The following is a 21,551-nucleotide window of genomic DNA, read 5'->3' on the forward strand; positions in this document are numbered from 1 at the left end:
CCAGTTGGGGTTACTACTTGACAGTTCGTGTAAAACTGTAACGCATGACCAGTGACCAAGGCGAACGCGCGGCGAACTCGGCGCCGAGCACCGCGCGACCGGACATGGTGTGGGACGCCTGGGGTGTCCCCGCCGGGCACTCACCGCTTCCCGAGCGGATCCGCGGCCTGCTGACGCAGGTGTTCGGCGTGTCCGGGGAGTCGGCGCCGCGTCGCGTCGAGCGCGAGGTGCCGTTGCGGCCCGCGGTGCTGTCTGCGGACCGGCGGGCCGGGCTGGCGGACCTGGTCGGCGCGGACCACGTATCCACTGCGGATATCGACCGCCTCCGGCATGCCGGCGGTAAGAGCACGCCCGATCTGCTCCGCCGCCGCGACCCCGGGCCCCAGGACGCCCCGGACGCGGTCGTGTACCCGGCCGGGCACGACGAGGTGGCCGCCGTGCTCGCCCATTGTTCGGACCAGGGCATCGCCGTGGTGCCGTTCGGCGGGGGTACGAGCGTGGTGGGCGGGCTGGACCCGGTTCGCGGGCGCTTCGACACGGTGATCGCACTGGACCTGCGCCGGCTCGACGCCCTCCTGGACTGCGACCCTGTCTCCGGTACCGCCACCCTGGGCGCCGGCGTCACCGGACCGCGCGCCGAGCAGTTGCTCGCCGAACACGGTCTGTCGCTCGGCCACTATCCGCAAAGCTTCGAATTCGCCAGCATCGGCGGGTTCGCCGCGACCCGTTCGTCGGGTCAGGCCTCCGCCGGGTACGGCCGCTTCGACGATATGGTCCAGCGGATCCGGGTCGCCACGCCCACCGGCAGCGTGATGCTGGGGCGCGCGCCGGCCTCGGCCGCCGGTCCGGATCTGCGCGAACTGTTCGTGGGGTCCGAAGGTGCGCTCGGCGTGCTCACCGAGGTCACGGTGCGGGTCCACCCGGCACCCGAGACCACCACCTATATGGCCTGGTCCTTCCCGGATTTCGAAACCGGCGCCGCCGCGTTGCGCGCGGTGGTCCAGACGGGTGCCGCGCCGACCGTGCTGCGGTTGTCGGACGAGGCGGAAACCGGGCTCAACCTGGCGCGCGCCGGCGATATCGGCGGCGCCGGCGTGTCCGGCTGTCTCGCGGTGACCACCTTCGAGGGCACGGCGGCCCATACCGCGGCCCGCGGCGCCGAGGCGGCGGCGCTGCTGCGCGCCGCCGGCGGCACCGAACTCGGGCCCGACCCGGCCCGGGAATGGGAGCACGGCCGCTTCGCCGCGCCCTACCTGCGTGACGCGCTGCTGGATGCCGGCGTGCTGTGCGAGACCCTGGAAACCGCCACCACCTGGAGCGACCTGTCCGAGCTCAAAGCGAAGGTGACGGCGGCCCTCACCGATTCGCTCTCGGCCCAGGGCGCTCCGGCCCTGGTGATGTGCCATATCTCGCATACCTATCCGACCGGCGCCTCCCTCTACTTCACGGTGGTCGCCAAACAGCTCGACGAGCCGATCGCCCAATGGCGGGCCGCCAAAACGGCGGCCGGGAACGCCATCGCCGCCGCCGGCGCCACGATCACCCACCACCATGCCGTGGGCGCGGACCACCGGGCCTGGCTGCCCGACGAGATCGGCGACCTCGGCGTGCGGGTGCTGCGCGCGGTGAAACGCGAGATCGACCCGGCCGGGATCCTCAATCCTGGCACACTGCTGCCATGACCGACCCCGGCCGCAACGGCGCAGACCCGCGAGAGCTACACGCGGTCGCCGTGGTGACCAACCCCAGTTCTGGTCAGGGTAAGGCGCGTGAAGCGGCCCGCGCGGTCATCGATCGGCTCACCGGAGACGGGATCGAGGTCACCGAGATCCATGCCCCCTCTGCTGCGGAGACCCGGCGGCAGGTGCGTGACGTGGTGGCCGGCGCCGCACCGGATGTGGTCGTCTGTGTGGGCGGCGACGGCCTGGTGTCCACGATCCTGGACCCACTCGCGCATTCGGGCGTCCCGTTGGCTCTGGTGCCGGCGGGAACGGGTAACGACCTGGCGCGTGAACTGGGCATCGCCGACGAACCCGGCCGCGCCGCGGAACTGGTCCGGTACGGGCGGGTGCGCACTATCGACCTGGGCCGCCTGGAACCCAGCGGGCACGAGCCGATGTGGTTCGCGACGGTCGCGTGCACCGGTTTCGACGCCCGGGTCACCTTGCGCGCCAACCGGATGCGGCGGCCGCGCGGCCGGTCGCGCTACACCTTCGCCGCGGTGGCCGAGATCGCGCACGGTATCGCGGTGCCGTACCGGATCGAGTTCGGCGGCGCTTCGCCGGATCCGGTGTTCGACACCGAGGCGCTGCTGGTCGCGGTGGGCAACACCACCACCTATGGCGGCGGGATGTTGATCTGCCCGGATGCCGTATGCGACGACGGGCTGCTGGACGTGACCGTGGTCGGCAAGGTGTCGCATCTGGAATTGCTGCGGATCCTGCCCGCCCTGTCGGCGGGTAAACGGATCGAGCATCCCGCGGTGAGTCAGTACCGGGTCGAATCCCTGCGATTGAGCGCGCCGGGCGCCCCGGCCACCGCCGACGGCGAACCAGCCGGACAACTGCCGCTCACGGCGCGTATCGCGCCCCGCGCGTTGACCGTGCTGACGCCCTGACCGCCCGGTCAGGCGGCGAACCGCACCCCCCGCAGTCGATCGATGCCGATCCGGTCGAGCACCACGACCGAGGTCGGCGCCGGGCGCGGCCCGCGCCCGGTTTCCAGCCTGCGCAGTATCCGTCTCCACCGCCACACATGCCAGTGGAAGGACAATCGCCCGACTCGGCGCCCGCGCGCGTACTGCCCGGCCCGGGCGACGGTCGCCGGCACATCGAGCAGCACCATATGCAGTTCACGTCCGTGCCGGGCGGCCCATCGGGTGAGCATCCGCCGCGTGAAACCGATGGTGCCGCAGTCATGGATCACCACGGGACCGGTGTGGTCGCGCAGCGCGACCCAGATCCGGCTGAAGTGCACCAGGTGCACGACGGGCCGCCACATCGGATAAGGCAGCCAGGCCAGTCGCGGCCGCCACGAGTTCCGGGCGTGGATCGAATCGAGCACCACCGAATCGCCCGGACCGTTCGTCGCGTGCTCGGCCTCGGGGTCGGAACCGAACAGCCTGCGCAGGGCGGTGCTCTTGCCCGCACCCGGAATACCGGCGAACAGGACGGCGGCGGTCGCCGGGTACCGTAGCTCGGTCGTCGGCCGGCCCCGTAGATCGTCCACGCCCCGGGGTCGGACGATCCCTGAATCCGATTCGGGGAAGATGGATTCCGGGGAATGCAGCGGTACGGAGTCGAGCGGGGGGTTCACCCCGTCCAGAGTCCCCAGTAAGACCGGTTTCGGCAAGATTGCCGCCTTTGTCCGGTCGAGATCACAGGATCGGCCCGGCGCTCTCGGCCGTTCCGGCCATGGTGTCCGGCTGCGGCTTCCGGTACCCAAGCTGAGAATTGCTTATGGATTCGGGGCGCGGTCGCCGATCGACGGTAGGCTGAACGTCGTAGGCGGAGTCCTCGGTGTCCCTCATCCACCGAAGGCTCCGCCTTTTTCTGTGCCGGGTTCCGCGGGCGGGACCTCCGGGGTCGCGCGCGGGCCCCCGCCGTTTCGCAGCCGCCGGGTTCCGCTATCACGCACCCTGCGAAAACCGTTTCATCACGAACACTAGAATCGCTGCGTGACCAGCGCAGCCCCTGACTACACGCGTAATCGTGCCGATGCCCTCCCCAAGAGCTGGAATCCCGGCGAGGTGGAGGCCGACCTGTACGAGCGCTGGGTAGCGGCCGGTTACTTCACCGCCGACCCGCACAGTGCCGCGCCCGCGTACTCGATCGTGCTGCCGCCACCCAATGTCACCGGCACGCTGCACATGGGTCACGCCCTGGACCACACCCTGATGGACACCCTCGCGCGCCGCAAACGTATGCAGGGCTACGAGGTGCTCTGGCTGCCCGGTATGGATCACGCCGGTATCGCGACCCAGTTGGTGGTGGAGAAGCGACTCGCCGCGGACGGCAAGACCAAAGAGGAATTCGGCCGCGAACTGTTCGTGCAGAAGGTCTGGGACTGGAAACGCGAATCCGGCGGTGCCATCCAGTGGCAGATGCGGGCGCTCGGTGACAGCGTCGACTGGTCGCGGGATCGGTTCACCATGGACGAGGGCCTCTCGCGCGCCGTCCAGACCATCTTCAAACGCCTCTACGACGCCGGCCTGATCTACCGGGCCGAACGGCTGGTGAACTGGTCGCCGGAACTGCGCACCGCCATCTCCGATATCGAGGTCAAGTACGAGGACGTCGAGGGGGAGTTGGTGTCGCTGCGATACGGGTCACTCGTCGATTCCGAACCGCACGTCGTGGTGGCCACCACCCGTGTCGAGACCATGCTCGGTGACACCGCAGTCGCGGTGCATCCGGACGATCCCCGTTACCGGGATCTGATCGGCACCACCCTCGAACATCCGATCACCGGACGGCAGATCCCGATCATCGCCGACGACTATGTCGATCCCGAATTCGGTTCCGGCGCAGTGAAGATCACTCCGGCGCACGATCCGAACGACTTCGAGATGGGCCTGCGGCACAACTTGCCGATGCCCACGATCATGGACGAACACGGCCGGATCACCGGCACCGCTACCGAATTCGACGGGATGGACCGCTTCGAGGCGCGGGTCAAGGTCCGCGAACGGCTCGCCGCCGAGGGCCGGATCGTCGCCGAGAAGCGTCCCTACCTGCACAGTGTCGGTCATTCCGAACGCAGCGGCGAGCCGATCGAGCCGCGGCTTTCCATGCAGTGGTGGGTCAAGGTCGAAGCGCTGGCGAAGGCCGCCGGGGATGCCGTGCGCAACGGCGACACCGTCATCCATCCGGCGAGTCAGGAACCCCGCTGGTTCGACTGGGTCGACGACATGCACGACTGGTGTATCTCGCGGCAGCTGTGGTGGGGTCACCGGATTCCCATCTGGTACGGGCCCGAGGGCGAGTTCGTCTGCGTCGGCCCCGACGAGCAGGCGCCCGAAGGTTGGGTGCAGGACCCCGATGTCCTCGACACCTGGTTCTCCTCCGGGCTGTGGCCGTTCTCCACCATGGGATGGCCGGACGCGACCCCCGAACTGGCCAAGTTCTATCCCACCAGCGTTCTGGTCACCGGATACGACATCCTGTTCTTCTGGGTCGCCCGGATGATGATGTTCGGCACCTTCGTCGCCGACGACCCCACCGTGACCACCGGCAAGGACGGCGCCTACCAGGTTCCGTTCGAGGACGTGTTCCTGCACGGGCTGATCCGCGATCAGTTCGGTAAGAAGATGTCGAAATCCCGGGGCAACGGGATCGACCCGCTGGACTGGATCAGGGATTACGGCGCCGACGCCCTGCGGTTCACCCTGGCGCGCGGCGCCCAGCCCGGCGGCGACCTCTCGGTCGGCGAACCGCATGCCCTGGCCTCGCGCAGCTTCGTCACCAAACTGTTCAACGCGACGAAGTTCGCGCTGCTGAACGGCGCCCGACCCGGTGCCGTGCCCGCTCGCGAATCCCTCACCGACGCCGACCGCTGGATCGTCGACCGGCTCGGCGAGGTGCTCGCCGAAGTCGACGCCGCGTTCGACGCCTACGAGTTCGGCAAGGCCTGCGAGGCGCTCTATCACTTCGCCTGGGACGAACTCTGCGACTGGTATCTGGAACTGTCCAAGGTCCAGTTCGGCGAGAGCGAGGAGCGGGCCGAGTCGACCCGGATCGTGCTCGGGGCCGTGCTGGATTCGGTGCTGCGGTTGTTGCATCCGGTGATCCCGTTCGTCACCGAATCGCTGTGGCAGGCGTTGACCGGGGGCGAATCGGTGGTCGTCGCGGCGTGGCCGCGGCCGAGCGGGACACCCGCCGACACCGCCGGCGCCCAGCGGATCACCGATCTGCAGCGACTCGTCACCGAGATCCGTCGTTTCCGCAGCGATCAGGGCCTCAACGACAAACAGAAGGTCGCGGCCCGCGTCCTCGGTCTGGACGAGGCGGGCCTGGGCCATCTCCACCTGGAGGTGAGCGCCCTGGGTCGCCTCACCGAACCGGGTGCGGGTTTCGCGGCCACCGCCTCCGTCGAGGTCAGGCTGAGCGCCACCACCGTCACCGTGCAGGTGGACACCTCGGGCACCGTGGACCTCGCGGCCGAACGCCGCCGCCTGGAAAAGGATCTGGCGGCCGCGCAGAAGGAGCTTGCGAGTACCGAAGCCAAACTCGGCAACGAGTCGTTCCTGGCCAAGGCCCCGGAGCCGGTGGTCGACAAGATCCGGGCCCGGCAAGAGGTCGCCGCGGCCGAAGTCGAGCGGATCGGGTCGCGACTGCTCGAGCTGAGCGGCAAGTGAACGCCCACGGCGACAACGCGGAGCCGGAGCCCCAGCACGGCGGCGCCCGGCTGGGTTCCGGTCCGTCTCCGGTGGAGCTGGCGGAGATGGCGCTGGTCGAGGCCGAGCTGGACCAGCGCTGGCCGGAAACCAAGATCGAACCCTCGCTCACCCGGATCGCCACGCTGATGGATGTGCTGGGTTCCCCGCAGCGCGGTTTCCCGGCGATCCACGTAGCCGGCACCAACGGCAAGACGTCGGTGACCCGGATGATCGACTCCCTGCTCACCGCCCTGCACCGCCGGACCGGCCGGCTCACCAGCCCGCACCTGCAGCTCGCGACCGAACGGATCAGTATCGACAACCGGCCGATCACGCCGGCCCGATATGTCGAGCTGTACCGGGAGATGCAGCCCTACATCGAAATGATCGACGCCCAGTCGGCGACCGCGGGCGGTCCGGCCATGAGCAAGTTCGAGGTGCTCACCGCCATGGCCTACGCGGCGTTCGCCGAAGCGCCGGTCGACGTGGCGGTAGTGGAGACCGGGATGGGCGGCTCCTGGGACGCCACCAACGTGGTCGACGCGCAGATCGCCGTGATCACCCCCATCGGTCTCGACCACACCGACTACCTGGGACCCGATCTCACCTCCATCGCGAAGGAGAAGGCCGGGATCATCAAACGCGCCCCCGAATCGCTGGTCCCCACTGATACCGTCGCGATCATCGCCGAACAGGATCCCGAAGCGCTGGAGGTCCTGCTGCGCCGGGCGGTCGAGGTCGACGCCGCGGTCGCTCGGGCCGGATCGGAGTTCCAGGTCCTCGGCCGCCGGATCGCCATCGGCGGGCAGCAGTTGGAGTTGCAGGGCCTGGGCGGGGTCTACGACGAGATCTTCCTGCCGCTGCACGGCGAACACCAGGCCCGGAACGCGGTGCTCGCGCTGGCCGCCGTGGAGGCCTTCTTCGGCGCCGGGGCGCAGCGGCAGCTCGATATCGAGGCGGTCCGCGCCGGTTTCGCCGACGTCACCAGTCCCGGCCGTCTCGAGCGGATGCGCAACGCGCCCACCCTTTTCATCGACGCCGCGCACAACCCGGCCGGCGCGGCTGCGCTGGCCGCGACGCTCACCTCGGAGTTCGATTTCCGCAAACTGGTCGGGGTGGTCGCGGTACTCGGCGACAAGGATGTCGACGGAATCCTCACCGCGCTCGAACCGGTCTTCGACGAGATCGTGGTGACCGCCAACGGGTCGCCGCGTGCGCTGCCGGTCGACCAGCTCGCCGATCTGGCGGTCCAGCGGTTCGGCGACGAACGCGTGGTCACCGCCGCCTCGATGCCCGACGCCCTGGAAACCGCCGTCGCCCTCGCCGAAGAGGTCGGCGAGGCAGGGGAGATGGTGTCCGGCGCGGGTGTGGTCGTCACCGGGTCGGTCGTGACGGCCGGCGCCGCGCGCGCCCTGTTCGGCAAGGACCCGGCGTAATGCTGAGCGCGGGAGTGCACAACCGAGACCGAGGGGCGCCGAACCCCGCGACGCCGGAGGCGACGCCGACACCGAGGACACAGCATGAGTGAGAGCGAATCGCCCGAGCCCGAGCCCGAGCCCGAGGCAACGGCCCCGGCCCCACCCGACCCCTGGAAGGGTCTGCGGGGTGTGATGGCGGGTGCTCTGGTGCTCGAGGCGATCACCGTGCTGCTCGCCTTGCCCGTGGTCGCCGATATCGCGGGTGGCGTCACCTGGGTGTCGGGAACCTACCTGGTGGTGCTGGCCCTGCTTATGGTCGCGGGCGCCGGCCTGCAGCGCCGTCCCTGGGCCATCCCGTTCAACCTGGGGTTGCAGGTACTGGTTCTCATCGGCGGAGTGTTCCATCTCTCCATCGCGATCATCGGGATCGTCTTCCTGGTGGTGTGGGCGTTCATCCTGCTGCTGCGCTCGGATGTGAAACATCGGATGGACGAGGGCACGCTGCCCAGCCAGCGGACCGGCCACGGGTCCTGAGCCCCGGGTGAGGTGGGCCGCACGGGGGACGGGCACACCCGGGGCCGTCCTACGGGCCCGCCGGGCTTACCTCCGCCTTGCGCTGCGGCCGTGCGCGGACTGCGGTTGAACTCCGCCCAGCTGCGCCCATTAGGCTGACCGCGTGACAGAGCAGACGTTGATTCTTATCAAACCCGACGGTGTGGCTCGCGGCTACGTAGGCGAGGTGCTGAGCCGGGTCGAGCGCAAGGGTCTCTCCATCGCGGCCCTCAAGCTCGAACAGGTGAGCGAGGAGCTGGCCGGCGCGCATTACGCCGAGCATGCGGAGAAGCCGTTCTATGGTTCGCTGATCGAGTTCATCACCTCGGGCCCGGTCGTCGCGGCCGTCTTGGAGGGACCGCGCGCCATCGCCGCCTTCCGGCAGCTGGCCGGCGGCACCGATCCGGTGGAGAAGGCCGTGCCCGGAAGCATTCGCGGAGATCTGGCTTTGGAGACACAGTCGAACCTGGTCCACGGATCGGACTCGCCCGAGTCCGCGAAGCGTGAGATCTCCCTCTGGTTCCCCGAATTCCCGCTCTGATCACTGCCCGGTGACGGGCTTGCCGGACCCGTGCGAGTGCCTTGCGCAGCGCCATGGCGAACACCTGGCGCACGGTGTGGGATACTGGTACTTGGTTGCATCCACAGTGGGTGCGGCCGGATGACACACTGCAGAACGATGCCGCCATCGCTGCCGCGGACGTACAGCCGAATTTCTGGGCTGCGTCTGCCCGGCGCGCTGGGCGAGGGCTCGCCTGCGGAGTTCAGCCATATGCCAGGCGCCGCGTGGCCAGTTAGCCCGACCGACGTTCGATAGTGGAGATAACCGGGCACGCGGGGCGAGACCATTGACCTTGCGCCAACCGCGCGAGGCGGACGGAAAGCGCCCCCGCGACGGCCGCGTCACTCGAAGAGGAACGCGCCCGGGGGCCCGAGGAGACTTCGTGGCCGATCAAGAGCCGCTGGACACAACATCACAGGACGACGATCACTTGCCGGAGCGAATCCGAGTGCACGCCCTAGCCAAACGGCTCGGCGTTACCAGTAAACGCATCCTGGCCAAACTCAGCGAACTCGGGACCGAAGCCCGCAGCCCGCAGTCGAGCGTGGACCGGGCTGTAGCGGAGTCGGTCCGCGAATCGCTGACCACTCCCAACCTGAATCCCGCCGAACCGGGCCTTTTCGAGCCGGCCGGGTCTGCCGCGACAGCCGCGGACACACCGGTGTCGGCGCAGCCTCCGGCCGCGGAGCCCGGCACCGGGTCCGGGCAAATCCCTGGCATCGGGACGGAGCCGGTGTCGGCCGGGTCCGCGGTGTGGGAACCGGCGGAGCCGGCGGCGCCCGAGACCGTGGCCGCCGGGCCGGGGCTCGCTCCCGCCGCGGCGGAGCGGAACGCGCCCGAGACCGCAGCCGACCCCGCGTCGTCCGGCGACCGGCCCGCAGCGGGTTCGCCGCCCGCGGCGACCGATGCCGACCGGCCCGCGGAGGCCGTCCCGGTGTCGGCCGAGATCTCCGCCGCCGAGCTGGGCGCCTCGGCCCCGCCACCTGCTTTCACGGCCGCGTTGAACCTGTTCGCGAGCCCGGTCCGGGAGGAACCGGCGGCCGTCGAACCGGTCGTTTTCGAATCCGCGTTCGTCGCGGCCCCGCTGTTCCTCTCCCCGGACGCCGCCGCGGCCGAACAACCGCGTCGTCGCCGCAAACCGGAACCCGAACCCGAACCCGAGGCCGACGCCGGCCCGGACAGTGATGCCGACATCGAGTCCAGCGCCGAATCCGAGGACGACCAGTCCGACCAGGGCGGTGACTCCGACGATCAGCCGCGGCGTCGCCGTCGCGGCCGGCGTGGTCGTGGCCGGGGCCGGGGTGAACAGGCATCCGATTCCGACGACACCGACGCCGACGCCGAGGACGGCGCGACCGCGGAGTCGGAGGAAGCGCCCGCCACCGCCGGTGCGAAAGACACGGAATCCGAGGACAGCGACGATTCCGCGGCCGAGGACTCCGGCGCCGGGAGCGAAGACTCCGAGAGCGGTGCGAGCCGTCGGCGTCGGCGTCGCCGTCGGCGGAAGGTCGGCGGGGAATCCGGCGAGGCCGAATCGTCCGAGGACGACCCACCCAATACCGTCGTCCACGAGCGGGAGCCGCGGAACAAGACGCGCGCCCGTGCCACCGTCGACGAGGTCCAGGGCATTTCCGGTTCCACCCGGCTCGAGGCCAAACGGCAGCGTCGCCGCGACGGCCGGGAAGCCGGCCGCCGCCGGCCGCCGATTCTCACCGAATCGGAGTTCCTGGCCCGGCGTGAGGCGGTCGACCGGGTGATGGTCGTCCGGGAGAAGGAATTCCCCGGTCACCCGTCTGCCACCCAGGTCGCGGTGCTCGAGGACAACATCCTGGTCGAGCATTTCGTCACCAGCACCGGGTCGGCGTCCATGGTGGGCAATGTCTACCTGGGCAAGGTGCAGAACGTCCTGCCGAGCATGGAGGCCGCGTTCGTCGATATCGGGCGGGGCCGCAACGGCGTGCTCTACGCCGGTGAGGTCAACTGGGAGGCCGCCGGGCTCGGCGGCCGGGAACGCAAGATCGAGCAGGCCCTCAAACCCGGCGATCAGGTGCTGGTCCAGGTGAGCAAGGATCCGGTCGGCCACAAGGGTGCCCGGCTCACCACCCAGATCAGCATGGCCGGCCGCTTCCTGGTGTATGTGCCCGGCGGCACTTCCACCGGTATCAGCCGCAAACTGCCCGATACCGAGCGCAAACGGCTCAAGGAGATTCTGCGCGATATCGTCCCCGCCGACGCCGGTGTCATCATCCGGACCGCGTCCGAGGGCGTGAGCGAAGCGGAACTGACCCGCGACGTCGAGCGCCTGCAGGCCGTGTGGCGCAAGATCGCCGCGGCCGCCGAGAAAGAGTCGAACGCCCCGAAAACCCTCTACGAAGAGCCGGACCTGCTGGTCAAGGTCGTCCGCGATCTGTTCAACGAGGATTTCTCGAAGCTGGTGATCGAGGGCGAACTGTCCTGGAACACCGTCGAGAACTACATCGGTACCGTCGCTCCCGATCTACTCGCCCGGGTATCCCGGCACGAGAACAACGGCGTCGATGTCTTCGAGACCTACCGCATCGACGAACAGCTGGCCAAGGCCCTCGACCGCAAGGTGTGGCTGCCCTCCGGCGGCACCCTGGTGATCGACCGCACCGAAGCCATGACGGTGGTCGACGTCAACACCGGTAAGTTCACCGGTTCCGGCGGCGGCAACCTGGAGGAAACGGTCACCCGGAACAATCTCGAGGCCGCCGAGGAGATCGTGCGCCAGATGCGGCTGCGCGATATCGGCGGCATGATCGTGGTCGACTTCATCGATATGGTCCTGGAGTCCAACCGCGACCTGGTGCTGCGCCGACTCACCGAGGCCCTGGGTCGCGACCGCACCCGGCACCAGGTCTCCGAGGTGACCTCGCTGGGTCTGGTGCAGATGACCCGCAAGAAGCTCGGTACCGGTCTGGTGGAGGCCTTCTCCACGACCTGTGAGCACTGCCACGGGCGCGGCGTCCTGGTGCACAGCTACCCGGTCGACCCGGCCGGGTCCGACGAGAGTGCGGGCCGCGGTCGCGAGTCCGGTTCGCGGCGGCGCCGTAACCGCGACAAGCCCGCGGCGGCTCCCGCGCCCGCGCCCGCCGCCGAGCAGGCGGCCGCTCCCGAGATCTCGGAGGAGGAGGCCGCGGCCAAACGGGCCCACCCGGTGGCCTTGGCCATGGCCGCCAATCACCCGGACGACGACATTGATCAGGCAGCCGCGGCATCCAGCGCCGCGAAGCAGGATTCGGCCGAACAGCCGGCGCGCAGGGGCGGGAAGTCCGGCTCCGAGCCCGAAGCGAGCGAGGGCGGTGCGCAGCCCCCAGCGGGTGACGCCGCCGATGCGGAGAAGAGCGCCGGCGAACCACGGCGCCGCCGCGGCCGTGTCCGCCGATCCGCCGGTGCCGCCGGAGCATCAGGTGAGGCCGCGGCCCGTCAGCGCAACGGCAGCAGCGGCGCCCATGCCGACTCCGCGACTACCCCGGAGCCGGCTGCCGAGCCGGTTGCCGTCGAGCCGAGTGCCGCGGACGAGGGCGGCCCGGCCGTCTCGGAGTCCGAGGTCCCGGTCGGCGAGGCGGCTCCGGAGGAGGCAGCCGAGACACCTGTCGAGGTCGCCGTGGATCCGATCCCGGAGACCGCGCCGGCGGCGGAGCGCAACGGTTCGGGCCACGCGCCGCAGGCCGCACCCGAGGCCGAGCCGGTACGGGAGCAGGCGGCAGAGCCCGCCCGCACACCTGATCCGGCCGCTGACGGAGCACCCGGTACACGGGCCCGGCGGCGTCGGGTGGCCCGGTCGACCTCCGCTCCGGCCGCCGACAGCACGGGCGCGGTGTTCGTGCTGGCGACACCGGAGCAGCCCGCTGAGCCGGTGGCCGAATTGCCGATCGATCCGCCGGAGGTCGAAGTTCCGGTGCGCCGGGTGCGCCGCCGGGCCGCCGGTCGTCCCTCCGGGCCGCCGGTCGAAGAACAGAACTGAGTTCGACAAACCAGCGCCCGGCCCGTGGATCACGGGCCGGGCGCTGGTCTGCCGGGCCGGGACGGCTGTTTTCGCGCCTCGGCCCGAGATCCGCGCGACCTCGGTTCCGGGCGGCCTCCGGGTGGTACGGCGATCGCGGCGGCGGGACGCGTGGGGACCGGTTTGGTCGCATGCACCGCCATCCTGTAATCTTGGCCAGTCGCTGCCCGGCGACAGCATGTGCTGTTCCGTGGCCGGTTCCCGTTACCGAGAGCCACCAGACGCTGAGGCGGCGGTGATTACCAGACCAATCGTGCGGCGGATCCCGGTGCGAACCGGGAACAACCGCGAACGAGTGCCGAGCACCAAAGGAAGAAGGGCAGCCGACCGATGGCAACGTACGCGATCGTCAAGACCGGCGGAAAGCAGTACAAGGTCGCGGTCGGTGACCTGGTGAAGGTCGAGAAGATCGAGGGTGCGCCGGGCACCTCCGTGGCACTGTCGCCGGTGCTCGTCGTCGAGGGCGCCGAGCTGACCACCGCAGCCGACAAGCTCGCGAAGGTTTCGGTGTCGGCCGAGGTGGTCGAGCAGACCAAGGGCCCGAAGATCCGCATCCACAAGTTCAAGAACAAGACCGGATACCACAAGCGCCAGGGTCACCGTCAGCCGCTGACGGTCCTGAAGGTCACCGGCATCAAGTAACCACCCCCGCAGGCCGCACAGGCCCGCGCTGAAGGAGTATCAGCAATGGCACATAAGAAGGGCGCATCCAGCTCCCGGAACGGCCGCGATTCCAATTCCCAGCGGCTCGGCGTGAAGCGTTTCGGCGGGCAGTCGGTCAAGGCCGGCGAGATCCTGGTGCGGCAGCGTGGCACCCACTTCCACCCCGGCGTGAATGTCGGCCGCGGTGGCGACGACACCCTGTTCGCCCTGTCGGCGGGTGCCGTCGAATTCGGCAGCAAGCGTGGTCGTAAGACCGTCAACATCGTGGTCCCGGAGCCGGTCGAAGCCTGACCGGCTGACGACTCCACCACAGCGAGCGGGTCAGGGTGACAAACCCTCGACCCGCTTTTCGCGTTTCTGCGCACGCCGCCGCTACACCGCCCGGGCACGGTCCGGGAGCGGGCGGTGTGCCTTCCGGACCCCCGGGCAGTGCCGGTCCGACCCCCCGAACGCAGTGCCCATCCCACCCCCCCCGAACCCAGAGGAGGATGATCCGGCCATGGCCAAGTTCATCGACCGTGTCGTTCTTCATGTCCGTGCCGGCAACGGCGGGCACGGCTGCGCGTCGGTGCACCGGGAGAAATTCAAACCACTCGGCGGGCCCGACGGCGGCAACGGCGGCAACGGCGGGGATGTGATCCTCGAGGTCGACGCCAATGTGCACACCCTGCTGGACTTCCATTTCCACCCGCATGCGAAAGCCGGTAACGGTAAGCCCGGTGAGGGCGGGAACCGGGACGGGAAGAAGGGCGCCGAACTGCTGTTGAAGGTCCCGGACGGGACTGTCGTCCTCGATGCCGACGGCGAGGTCCTGATGGACCTGGTGGGGGCGGGCAACCGCTTCGTGATCGCGAAGGGCGGTCGTGGCGGTCTGGGCAACGCCGCGCTGGTCTCCCGGGCGCGCAAGGCGCCCGGTTTCGCGCTGCTCGGAGAAGAGGGGGAGGCCCACGATGCGGTTCTCGAACTCAGATCCGTGGCCGATGTGGGTCTGGTCGGCTTCCCGTCCGCGGGGAAGTCGTCGCTGGTCTCGGTGCTGTCCGCGGCCAAACCGAAGATCGCCGACTATCCCTTCACCACACTCGTGCCGAACCTCGGTGTGGTGAACGCCGGGGACACCACATTCACGGTCGCCGATGTCCCGGGCCTCATTCCCGGCGCCAGCGAGGGCCGCGGACTCGGCCTGGACTTCCTGCGCCATCTGGAGCGCTGCGCGGTCCTGGCGCATGTGGTCGATCTCGCGACGCTGGAACCCGGGCGCGACCCGCTATCCGATATCGACGCTCTCGAAGCCGAACTCGCGGCCTACAAACCGGCGCTGCACGGTGACGTGAGCCTGGGCGACCTCGCCGACCGGCCGCGCGTGGTGATACTCAACAAGGTCGACGTTCCCGACGCGGATGACCTCGCGGACCTGGTCACCCCGGAACTGGAGGCGCGGGGCTGGCCGGTGTTCCGGATCTCGGCCGTCGCCCACTCCGGCCTGCGGCAGTTGACCTTCGCGCTCGCCGAATCGGTGCAGGCCTACCGCGACGCACATCCGAAGGCCGAACCGAAACGACCGGTCATCCGGCCGATTCCGGCGGACGAGTCGGGATTCACCGTGCGCGCTGATCCCGAGGAAACGGGTGGGTTCATCGTGCGCGGTACCCGGCCCGAACGCTGGGTCCGGCAGACCCAGTTCGACAACGACGAGGCCGTCGGTTATCTGGCCGACCGGCTGGCCCGGCTCGGCGTCGAGGACGCACTGGTACGGCTGGGCGCGCAACCCGGTGCGTCGGTGATCATCGGCGACGTCACTTTCGACTGGGAACCGCAGATCGGCGCCGGTACCGATATCGTTCCGACCGGCCGCGGCACCGATATCCGGTTGGAACAGACCGACCGGGTCGGCGCGGCCGAGCGTAAGCACGCGTCGCGGGTGCGGCGCGGTCTGGTCGACGAGGAGAGCGGAGAGTAGGCAGGTGAGTTCGGGGAACCGCGGAGCAGGGGCACGGCCGTGACCCGGGTTCCGTTAGAACTCAGTGATGCCCGGCAGTCGATCGCCGGGGCCCGGCGGGTTGTCGTCAAGATCGGATCATCGGCGCTCACCAGCCTGACCGGTGGCCTGGACATCACCCGGCTGGACCGGCTCGCGGACGCCATCGAGGCGCGGATGCGGGCCGGGTCCGATGTGGTCGTGGTGTCCTCCGGTGCGATCGGCGCGGGCCTGGCCCCGCTCGGGCTGAGCCGGCGGCCTCGCGACCTCGCCACCAAACAGGCGGCGGCCAGCGTCGGGCAGCTCGCTCTCGTGCACGCCTGGGGCACCTCGTTCGCCCGCTACGACCGCACAGTCGGTCAGATCCTGCTCAGCGCGGACGACTTCGCCCGCCGCGAACACCACCGCAATGCCCAGCGCACGCTCGACCGGTTGCGGTCGCTCGGTGCGGTCGCGGTGGTGAACGAGAACGATACCGTCGCCACCGAGGAGATCAGGTTCGGCGATAACGATCGCCTCGCCGCCCTGGTGGCCCACCTGGTGGGCGCCGACGCGTTGTTCCTGCTGTCGGATGTGGCCGGGCTCTACGACGGCGACCCGCGCAAGGGGAACGCGAGTTTCATCGGTGAGGTGCGCACCAGCGCCGACCTCGACGGTGTGATCGCCGGCAGCGGCGGTGTACTCGGGACCGGTGGGATGGCTTCCAAACTGTCCGCCGCCCGGTTGGCGGCGGATGCGGGTGTGCCGGTCCTGCTGGCGGCGGCCGACGAAGCCGCCGAGGCGCTCGGCACCGGTACGGTGGGAACGGCTTTCGCCGCCCGGCCGGTGCGTTTGTCGGCGCGCCGGTTCTGGGTCCGGCACGCCGCGGACAGCCGGGGTGCGATCCTCATCGATTCCGGTGCGGTCGACGCGGTGGCCAACGCCCGCCGGTCATTGCTGGCCGCCGGTATCGTTGCGGTTCGGGGGCGTTTCCACGGCGGCGACGTGGTCGACCTCATCGGCCCGGACCGTTCCGTCGTGGCCCGGGGTGTGGTGGAATACGACGCCGCCGAACTCGTGACCGTGCTCGGTCGATCCACCCGGGAGTTGCCGGACGGTATGCAGCGCCCGGTGATCCACGCGGACGACCTCGTGAAGGTGTAATTCAGGCGACCCCGCCGTCTTCCCGAGGTTCGTGGCTCCGATCGGGATCACGGCCGAGACGACGGTGCGACGTGCACCGCAAATCTCGAGCGGCCGGAATCAGGAGATACGGCCCAGATGATCTGCCGTGCGGGTGGTTTCGGGCAGCCGGTAGCGCGGGGCGAGACGCAACACGAGAGCGCAGGCGGAATCGAGGGCGAAGCGGTGGCCCACCGACACGAAAACCGGTGTGACCCCGGGCTGGGTGCGCAGGGCGCGGCCGACGACCTCGCCGTCGGCGGTGACCGGGGTCCAGTCGCCCCGGGCAGGTCCGGGTTCTGTGTGCGCGCCGAAGGGTTTCTTCGCGACTCCGACGCTGGGCAGATCGGTGAGCACCCCCAGATGCGCGGCGAGTCCGAAGCGGCGAGGATGGGCAAGCCCGTGACCGTCGCAGATCAGCGCGTCGGGCTCGGCGCTCAGCGCCTCGAGCGCGCGAACCAGTGCCGGGATCTCCCGGAAGGCGAAAAGACCAGATACATAAGGAAATTCGACTTTCTCACGGACGACGGCCCGGTCGATCACGGCCAGTGAATCCAGGTCCAGCACGGTCACCACACCGATCGCGATATCAGGGTCGCGATAGGCGACATCCAGGCCCGCGACCCGCTGGATCGGGCCGTGCTCGTCGCGTACCCGGACCTGGGCCCGCAGGCTCTGCTGAATGGTGACGGCCTCGTCCGCGCTCACCGCCCACTCGTGCATCTGCCGCACTCGCACCATATGCGGAGCCTAATGGTCCTGGCCGGGAGGTGCGCCCAGCGGCGCGGCGGTTCCTCCGGGTTCACGGCGCGCGATCAACGCTGTCCGGCGCCGAATTCGGGAACGACGACCGCGTAGGCGCGCAGACGTTCGGCGGCTCGGTCGTCGGTGAGTTCGGCGCGCAGGTCGGGGTTCTCGTGATAAAAGCGGATCAGCCAGTACGTGGCCGCCGAGCCGATCGAGAGCTTCTCCGCGTGGATGCGTTTGGTGACGGCGCGGCCGGGCTTGCGCCCGGGGGCGGACAACCGGATCGTTCCTTTGGAATTGTTGCGCGACACCACTTCGATTCGTTCGATCGAGGTCCAGCTCACCATGTTCCCGACCGAGGTCTTGGTGGGCAGCACGATGTGCATGGGCGTCAGCACCAGCCGCCGGATCTCGGGTCTTCGCGCGTACAGGCACAGGTAGAGCAGCACGAGTGCGGCCGTGCCCAGGGCGAGCCACGGCGGAACCAGCGGTTGCAGGGGCACCGTGAGAGTGTGGGTCCAGGTGCCGAAGCCGAAGATCGCGCAGAGCGCCGCCAAGCTCAGGAAGCAGACCACGAGGGCCACCTCGTAGCCGAGTGACCGGCGCACAACCAGGGCGTCCTGATCATTGGCGAATCGCGCGCCTTCGATCCGGATCCGCGACCTGCCGCGCGAGGTCGCCGACAGCATCGGCAGGTACGAGGCGACCCAGGCCGCGGTCGCGATATGCAGCGCTGGTCGTAACGGCTCGCCGGAATCCAGGGCCAGCGCCGCCTGCGCCAGCAGGAACGTGGCGAGGACGGCGACCAGGAACACCGCCGGATAGGTCCAGCCGTTCAGGTTGCCGCGCAACTCCCGCGGTGGCGGGAAAAAGTTCCGGGCCGGTTCGGGCCGCGGATCGGCCACCGCGTCCGGCCCCGGTTCGGCCGTCGACATCTCGGGGGGTGCGGTGTGCGGCTGGCGTGTCATCGGTACTACCTGTACTTCAGGATTCGATCGGGCGCCTGCATGATATCGGCAATCGAGCGGCAACTCCGCTTCGTGCGCGGTGGTGGCGTCTCTGCGCCACCGACCGCGCCGGTTTTCGTCCGTGCGGGCGGACCCGGGCCCGGCACAATCGATTCCGGCCGGGCGATCGTGACGCAACCTGCCCTCGACCGCCACCACGCCGCGAGGCCATCCGGACAGGCTGCCGGTTTCGACGGCGACGGCACGGTTCGGGCTGCTACCCCGGATCCGCCTCGCGCGGCTCAGCCGACGAGCAGCACGAGCTTCCCGCGTCCGTGTCCTCGCTCGCCCACCTTGTGCGCCTCTGCGACATCGGCCAGTGGGAAGGTCTGTGCGACCGGTGGTGAGAAGCGCCCGGACTCGATCAGATCGCCGATCTCGCCGAGCACATGGACCGCGCGACCATCGGTATCGCCGCTGCTGAACTTCACCCCGTATTCCCGGGCTCCCACGAAGTCGGCGACTGTGACGACGTGTTCGGCCCCGCCGGCGAGATCGATGAGTTGGGGCAGAACCCCGCTGCCCGCGATATCGAGCGCGAGGTCGACGCCGTCGGGTGTGCGTGCGCGAACCCGTTCGACCAATCCCTCGCCGTATGTGACGGGCTCGGCCCCCAGCGAGCGCAGGTATTCCTGGTTCGCCGGACCGGCGGTTCCGATGACACGTGCGCCGCGTACCACGGCGAGCTGTACCGCTGCGCTGCCGACGTTCCCGGAGGCGCCGTTGACGAGCAGTGTGTCGCCGCTCCCGACGCCGAGCCCGTCCAAGGCGCGCGTGGCCGTTTCGATGGCGGTCGGCAGTGCGGCGGCGCCCGGGAAGCCGAGCGACGGCGGAATGGGCGCGTAGTGGGACAGCACCGCGGATTCGGCTTGGGCCGAGCCCTCGTCGGAGAAGCCGAACACGCGATCACCGACGGCCACGCCCGCGACACCTTCGCCGAGCTCGTCGACGATTCCGGCGGCCTCGTGGCCCAGGGTCTGCGGAAGCTCCGGATCCATCAGGCCCGCGCGCTTCTTCCAGTCGCTCGGGTTCACGCCGGCCGCGCGCACTGCGATCCGGATCCGGCCGGGACCCGGATGCGGATCGGGGAGATCCACGATCTCGAGGACCTCCGGGCCGCCGAACTGATTGAAACGGACCGCCTTCATCATTCGCTCCGATCTCGACTCCGAGAGTCGCGGTTGCCGCGACGCGCGTCAGTCTGCCAGCTCGGACGGCCGGCGCCCGCTCCCGTGTCGCGGTGCGAGTTCGCTGCGGAGCCTCGACGGAAGTCGTGGGTCTGATCACAGGGCGTACTCGGCACCGGAGCCTGACGAGATTGCGTTACGTGCCGAAAACCATCTCGTTACAGGATGTTTCGGCGACAGACTCCGGATCGCTACTCCGGCGTCGAACGCTTTGTTACCGGAAAGTATTGTGTCGCAGCTCTCTTTGTGATCCACAAGCCATTTGACCTGCGGATCTGGTGCTCTAGCCTGATAAATGTCGATGGCGACAACAGTCCATCGGGGAATGCGACGCACTCCCTCACAATTCGCCACAAGCGAAACCGATAGACCCGAAGGTCGGAATTCGAAATAAAATGGAACACTCACTCCAAGGGCAGCGAAACAATATCAGCCGACCGAGTTCCGAATTCCGATCCGCTTGGAAATGTTGGTCCATTACAGCGCTGAGCCTGCTCACGCTCGTACTCCTCTTCCAGCCGTGGATGTCCGCCTCGGGTCCTTATGGCGACGCGCGCACCGACGCTTTCGGGCGTATCGACGGCTCCACCCCCGCGCTCCGCAACGTCGGCGAACGCTTGACCGACGGTCTCGTTTCGATCAGCGGGGTGTGGGGCGTGCTGACCGGCATCGCCGCGGTGGTCGCCCTGGCCGGTGCGCAGTTGTACCGGAAGACCGGCGCCGGACTGAACGCGGTGATCGGCGCGAGTATCGCCAACGCGATATTCGTTCCGGTGACACTTCTGTATCTCAACGGCAAGGCGCCGGAGTTCCGCGAGATGACCGAAGATCACGACGAACTGAAGGACGCGCTCGGCGATATCCTGAACGGTCTCTTCGGTGGCGGCAAGGAATCCGACGCCGATACGACTCAGCAGGTAGCCACCGTGGCCTTGACGAACCAGGCACTGATCTGCGGTCTGGTCGCGATGATCACCGCCGTGATCGCCATCGGGCTGCGGAGCCGGATCCGCCCGGCCTACAGCGACGCCGCCGCGCGGGTCGAGGTTGCGCGCCGTGCCATGGCGGAGGAGCTGCCGGGCAGCTGTCGGGACGCGGCCCACGATATCGACGTCGTCCTGGAACCGCAGCTCGAACTCGTCGTGCAGTACGAGCCTCAACTGCTCGGCCGCGGCGAGCCGGATCAGGACGACGATCGGGGTGCCCCGGAGGCCGGCAAACAACGCCTCCTGCCCCGCGCCGAACTCCCGCGCCGCAACGACAACCAGCTCGGTCAGATGCGGCGCGAACGGCCGCCCACCCGGCGGCCCCGGCCCCGGCCCGCGAACCGGACATCCGCTACGCCGCAGCCCGCCACCGGAGCCGCCGCTTCGCGAAATGGCCGGTCGGCCGCACTTTCCCAGCAGGCGCCCACCGCCCTGGCCGATCGTTGACGTTGATGAGGGCGAGCCGTCGGCCGTGCTGAATGTGACTCGGTGACCGGCCCGGTAGCCGCCGTCCGCGGGACGGCGGCTACCGGAGACCGGCACCGAGTCTCGGTCGGCTCACCGGTCGACGGCGGTGGCCGGTGCGGCGCTCACCGCGCTCCTGGAGACCACACCGCCCATCGAGGTGCACTGGAAGCAGCGGGAGCTGGGAGCTTTGACCTTCGATGAAGTGCGGCGTCTGGCACAGTCGGTCGTTCCCGGCTCGACCACCGGGGAGCACGGTCCGGCCGAGCCGGCAACCGTGATCTTCGAGGTATCCGGTCGGCACGCCGAAGAATTCCACGCGATGATCGAGCAGAACTCCTGACCGCTGTTCGTCCTTCGAGTCTTCGCCCGTTTCGGAGATGATCCAGCCGGCGTGAATGCCACGGCGATTTCCTGCCAGCGCG

At 69.3% G+C, this 21,551-nt stretch carries 17 protein-coding genes; 13 read left to right on the forward strand and 4 right to left on the reverse strand.

What is annotated here, in order from left to right:
- The first annotated feature begins 104 nt into the window (after window positions 1-104).
- Window positions 105-1,682, forward strand: a complete 1,578-nt coding sequence (locus OG804_RS28740) for an FAD-binding oxidoreductase (RefSeq protein WP_328398797.1) — start codon at window positions 105-107, stop codon at window positions 1,680-1,682.
- Complete coding sequence (locus OG804_RS28745) at window positions 1,679-2,617, forward strand: diacylglycerol/lipid kinase family protein (protein WP_328391763.1); 939 nt, start codon at window positions 1,679-1,681, stop codon at window positions 2,615-2,617. Before OG804_RS28740 ends, OG804_RS28745 begins: the two co-directional genes overlap by 4 nt.
- Window positions 2,618-2,625: 8 nt before the next feature.
- Here the strand turns inward: OG804_RS28745 and OG804_RS28750 are convergent, their stop codons facing one another.
- The gene (locus OG804_RS28750; RefSeq protein ID WP_328391764.1) at window positions 2,626-3,351 is read right to left on the reverse strand and encodes an AAA family ATPase; all 726 of its coding nucleotides are present in this window, start codon (window positions 3,349-3,351) and stop codon (window positions 2,626-2,628) included.
- 325 nt (window positions 3,352-3,676) lie between these two features.
- On the opposite strand from OG804_RS28750, the gene OG804_RS28755 reads away from it, so the two are divergent.
- The 9 genes from OG804_RS28755 to proB all read left to right on the forward strand — a co-directional run bounded on the left by OG804_RS28755 (window position 3,677) and on the right by proB (window position 16,716).
- Window positions 3,677-6,355: a valine--tRNA ligase gene (locus OG804_RS28755; protein WP_328391765.1), complete on the forward strand. Its 2,679-nt coding sequence runs from the start codon at window positions 3,677-3,679 to the stop codon at window positions 6,353-6,355.
- A gap of 50 nt (window positions 6,356-6,405) precedes the next feature.
- A complete protein-coding gene (gene folC, locus OG804_RS28760) occupies window positions 6,406-7,812 on the forward strand; it encodes a bifunctional tetrahydrofolate synthase/dihydrofolate synthase (protein ID WP_442941913.1) in 1,407 nt (468 codons plus the stop codon).
- An 84-nt stretch (window positions 7,813-7,896) separates the two neighbouring features.
- On the forward strand, window positions 7,897-8,328 hold the full coding sequence (locus OG804_RS28765) for a DUF4233 domain-containing protein (protein ID WP_328391766.1): 432 nt from the start codon (window positions 7,897-7,899) through the stop codon (window positions 8,326-8,328).
- A gap of 142 nt (window positions 8,329-8,470) precedes the next feature.
- Window positions 8,471-8,887 (forward strand): nucleoside-diphosphate kinase, encoded by a 417-nt coding sequence (gene ndk, locus OG804_RS28770; protein ID WP_328391767.1) that lies wholly within the window; start codon window positions 8,471-8,473, stop codon window positions 8,885-8,887.
- A 403-nt stretch (window positions 8,888-9,290) separates the two neighbouring features.
- Entirely contained in the window at window positions 9,291-12,896 is a 3,606-nt protein-coding gene (locus tag OG804_RS28775; RefSeq protein ID WP_328391768.1) for a translation initiation factor IF-2 N-terminal domain-containing protein, read from the forward strand.
- Window positions 12,897-13,265: 369 nt separating this feature from the next.
- Window positions 13,266-13,577, forward strand: a complete 312-nt coding sequence (rplU, locus tag OG804_RS28780) for a 50S ribosomal protein L21 (RefSeq protein WP_328391769.1) — start codon at window positions 13,266-13,268, stop codon at window positions 13,575-13,577.
- Between the two features lie 45 nt (window positions 13,578-13,622).
- Entirely contained in the window at window positions 13,623-13,889 is a 267-nt protein-coding gene (rpmA, locus tag OG804_RS28785; protein WP_328391770.1) for a 50S ribosomal protein L27, read from the forward strand.
- 208 nt (window positions 13,890-14,097) lie between these two features.
- Window positions 14,098-15,555 (forward strand): GTPase ObgE, encoded by a 1,458-nt coding sequence (gene obgE, locus OG804_RS28790; protein WP_328391771.1) that lies wholly within the window; start codon window positions 14,098-14,100, stop codon window positions 15,553-15,555.
- Between the two features lie 39 nt (window positions 15,556-15,594).
- Window positions 15,595-16,716, forward strand: coding sequence for a glutamate 5-kinase (proB, locus tag OG804_RS28795; RefSeq protein WP_328391772.1), 1,122 nt, complete (start codon window positions 15,595-15,597; stop codon window positions 16,714-16,716).
- Between the two features lie 99 nt (window positions 16,717-16,815).
- On the opposite strand, the gene OG804_RS28800 is transcribed toward proB, so the two are convergent.
- The 3 genes from OG804_RS28800 to OG804_RS28810 all read right to left on the reverse strand — a co-directional run bounded on the left by OG804_RS28800 (window position 16,816) and on the right by OG804_RS28810 (window position 19,636).
- Window positions 16,816-17,475 carry an endonuclease V gene (locus OG804_RS28800; protein WP_328391773.1) on the reverse strand — a complete coding sequence of 220 codons (660 nt, stop codon included), beginning with the start codon at window positions 17,473-17,475 and terminating at the stop codon, window positions 16,816-16,818.
- Between the two features lie 74 nt (window positions 17,476-17,549).
- Complete coding sequence (locus OG804_RS28805; protein WP_328391774.1) at window positions 17,550-18,449, reverse strand: hypothetical protein; 900 nt, start codon at window positions 18,447-18,449, stop codon at window positions 17,550-17,552.
- Between the two features lie 281 nt (window positions 18,450-18,730).
- The gene (locus OG804_RS28810; protein ID WP_442941914.1) at window positions 18,731-19,636 is read right to left on the reverse strand and encodes an NADP-dependent oxidoreductase; all 906 of its coding nucleotides are present in this window, start codon (window positions 19,634-19,636) and stop codon (window positions 18,731-18,733) included.
- A gap of 563 nt (window positions 19,637-20,199) precedes the next feature.
- Here OG804_RS28810 and OG804_RS28815 point away from each other — a divergent pair.
- Window positions 20,200-21,108, forward strand: a complete 909-nt coding sequence (locus OG804_RS28815) for a hypothetical protein (RefSeq protein ID WP_328391776.1) — start codon at window positions 20,200-20,202, stop codon at window positions 21,106-21,108.
- Window positions 21,109-21,235: 127 nt separating this feature from the next.
- Window positions 21,236-21,469 (forward strand): hypothetical protein, encoded by a 234-nt coding sequence (locus OG804_RS28820; protein ID WP_328391777.1) that lies wholly within the window; start codon window positions 21,236-21,238, stop codon window positions 21,467-21,469.
- The last annotated feature ends 82 nt before the right edge of the window (window positions 21,470-21,551 follow it).

This window comes from Nocardia sp. NBC_00416 (genome assembly GCF_036032445.1).
Taxonomy (GTDB): Bacteria; Actinomycetota; Actinomycetes; order Mycobacteriales; family Mycobacteriaceae; genus Nocardia.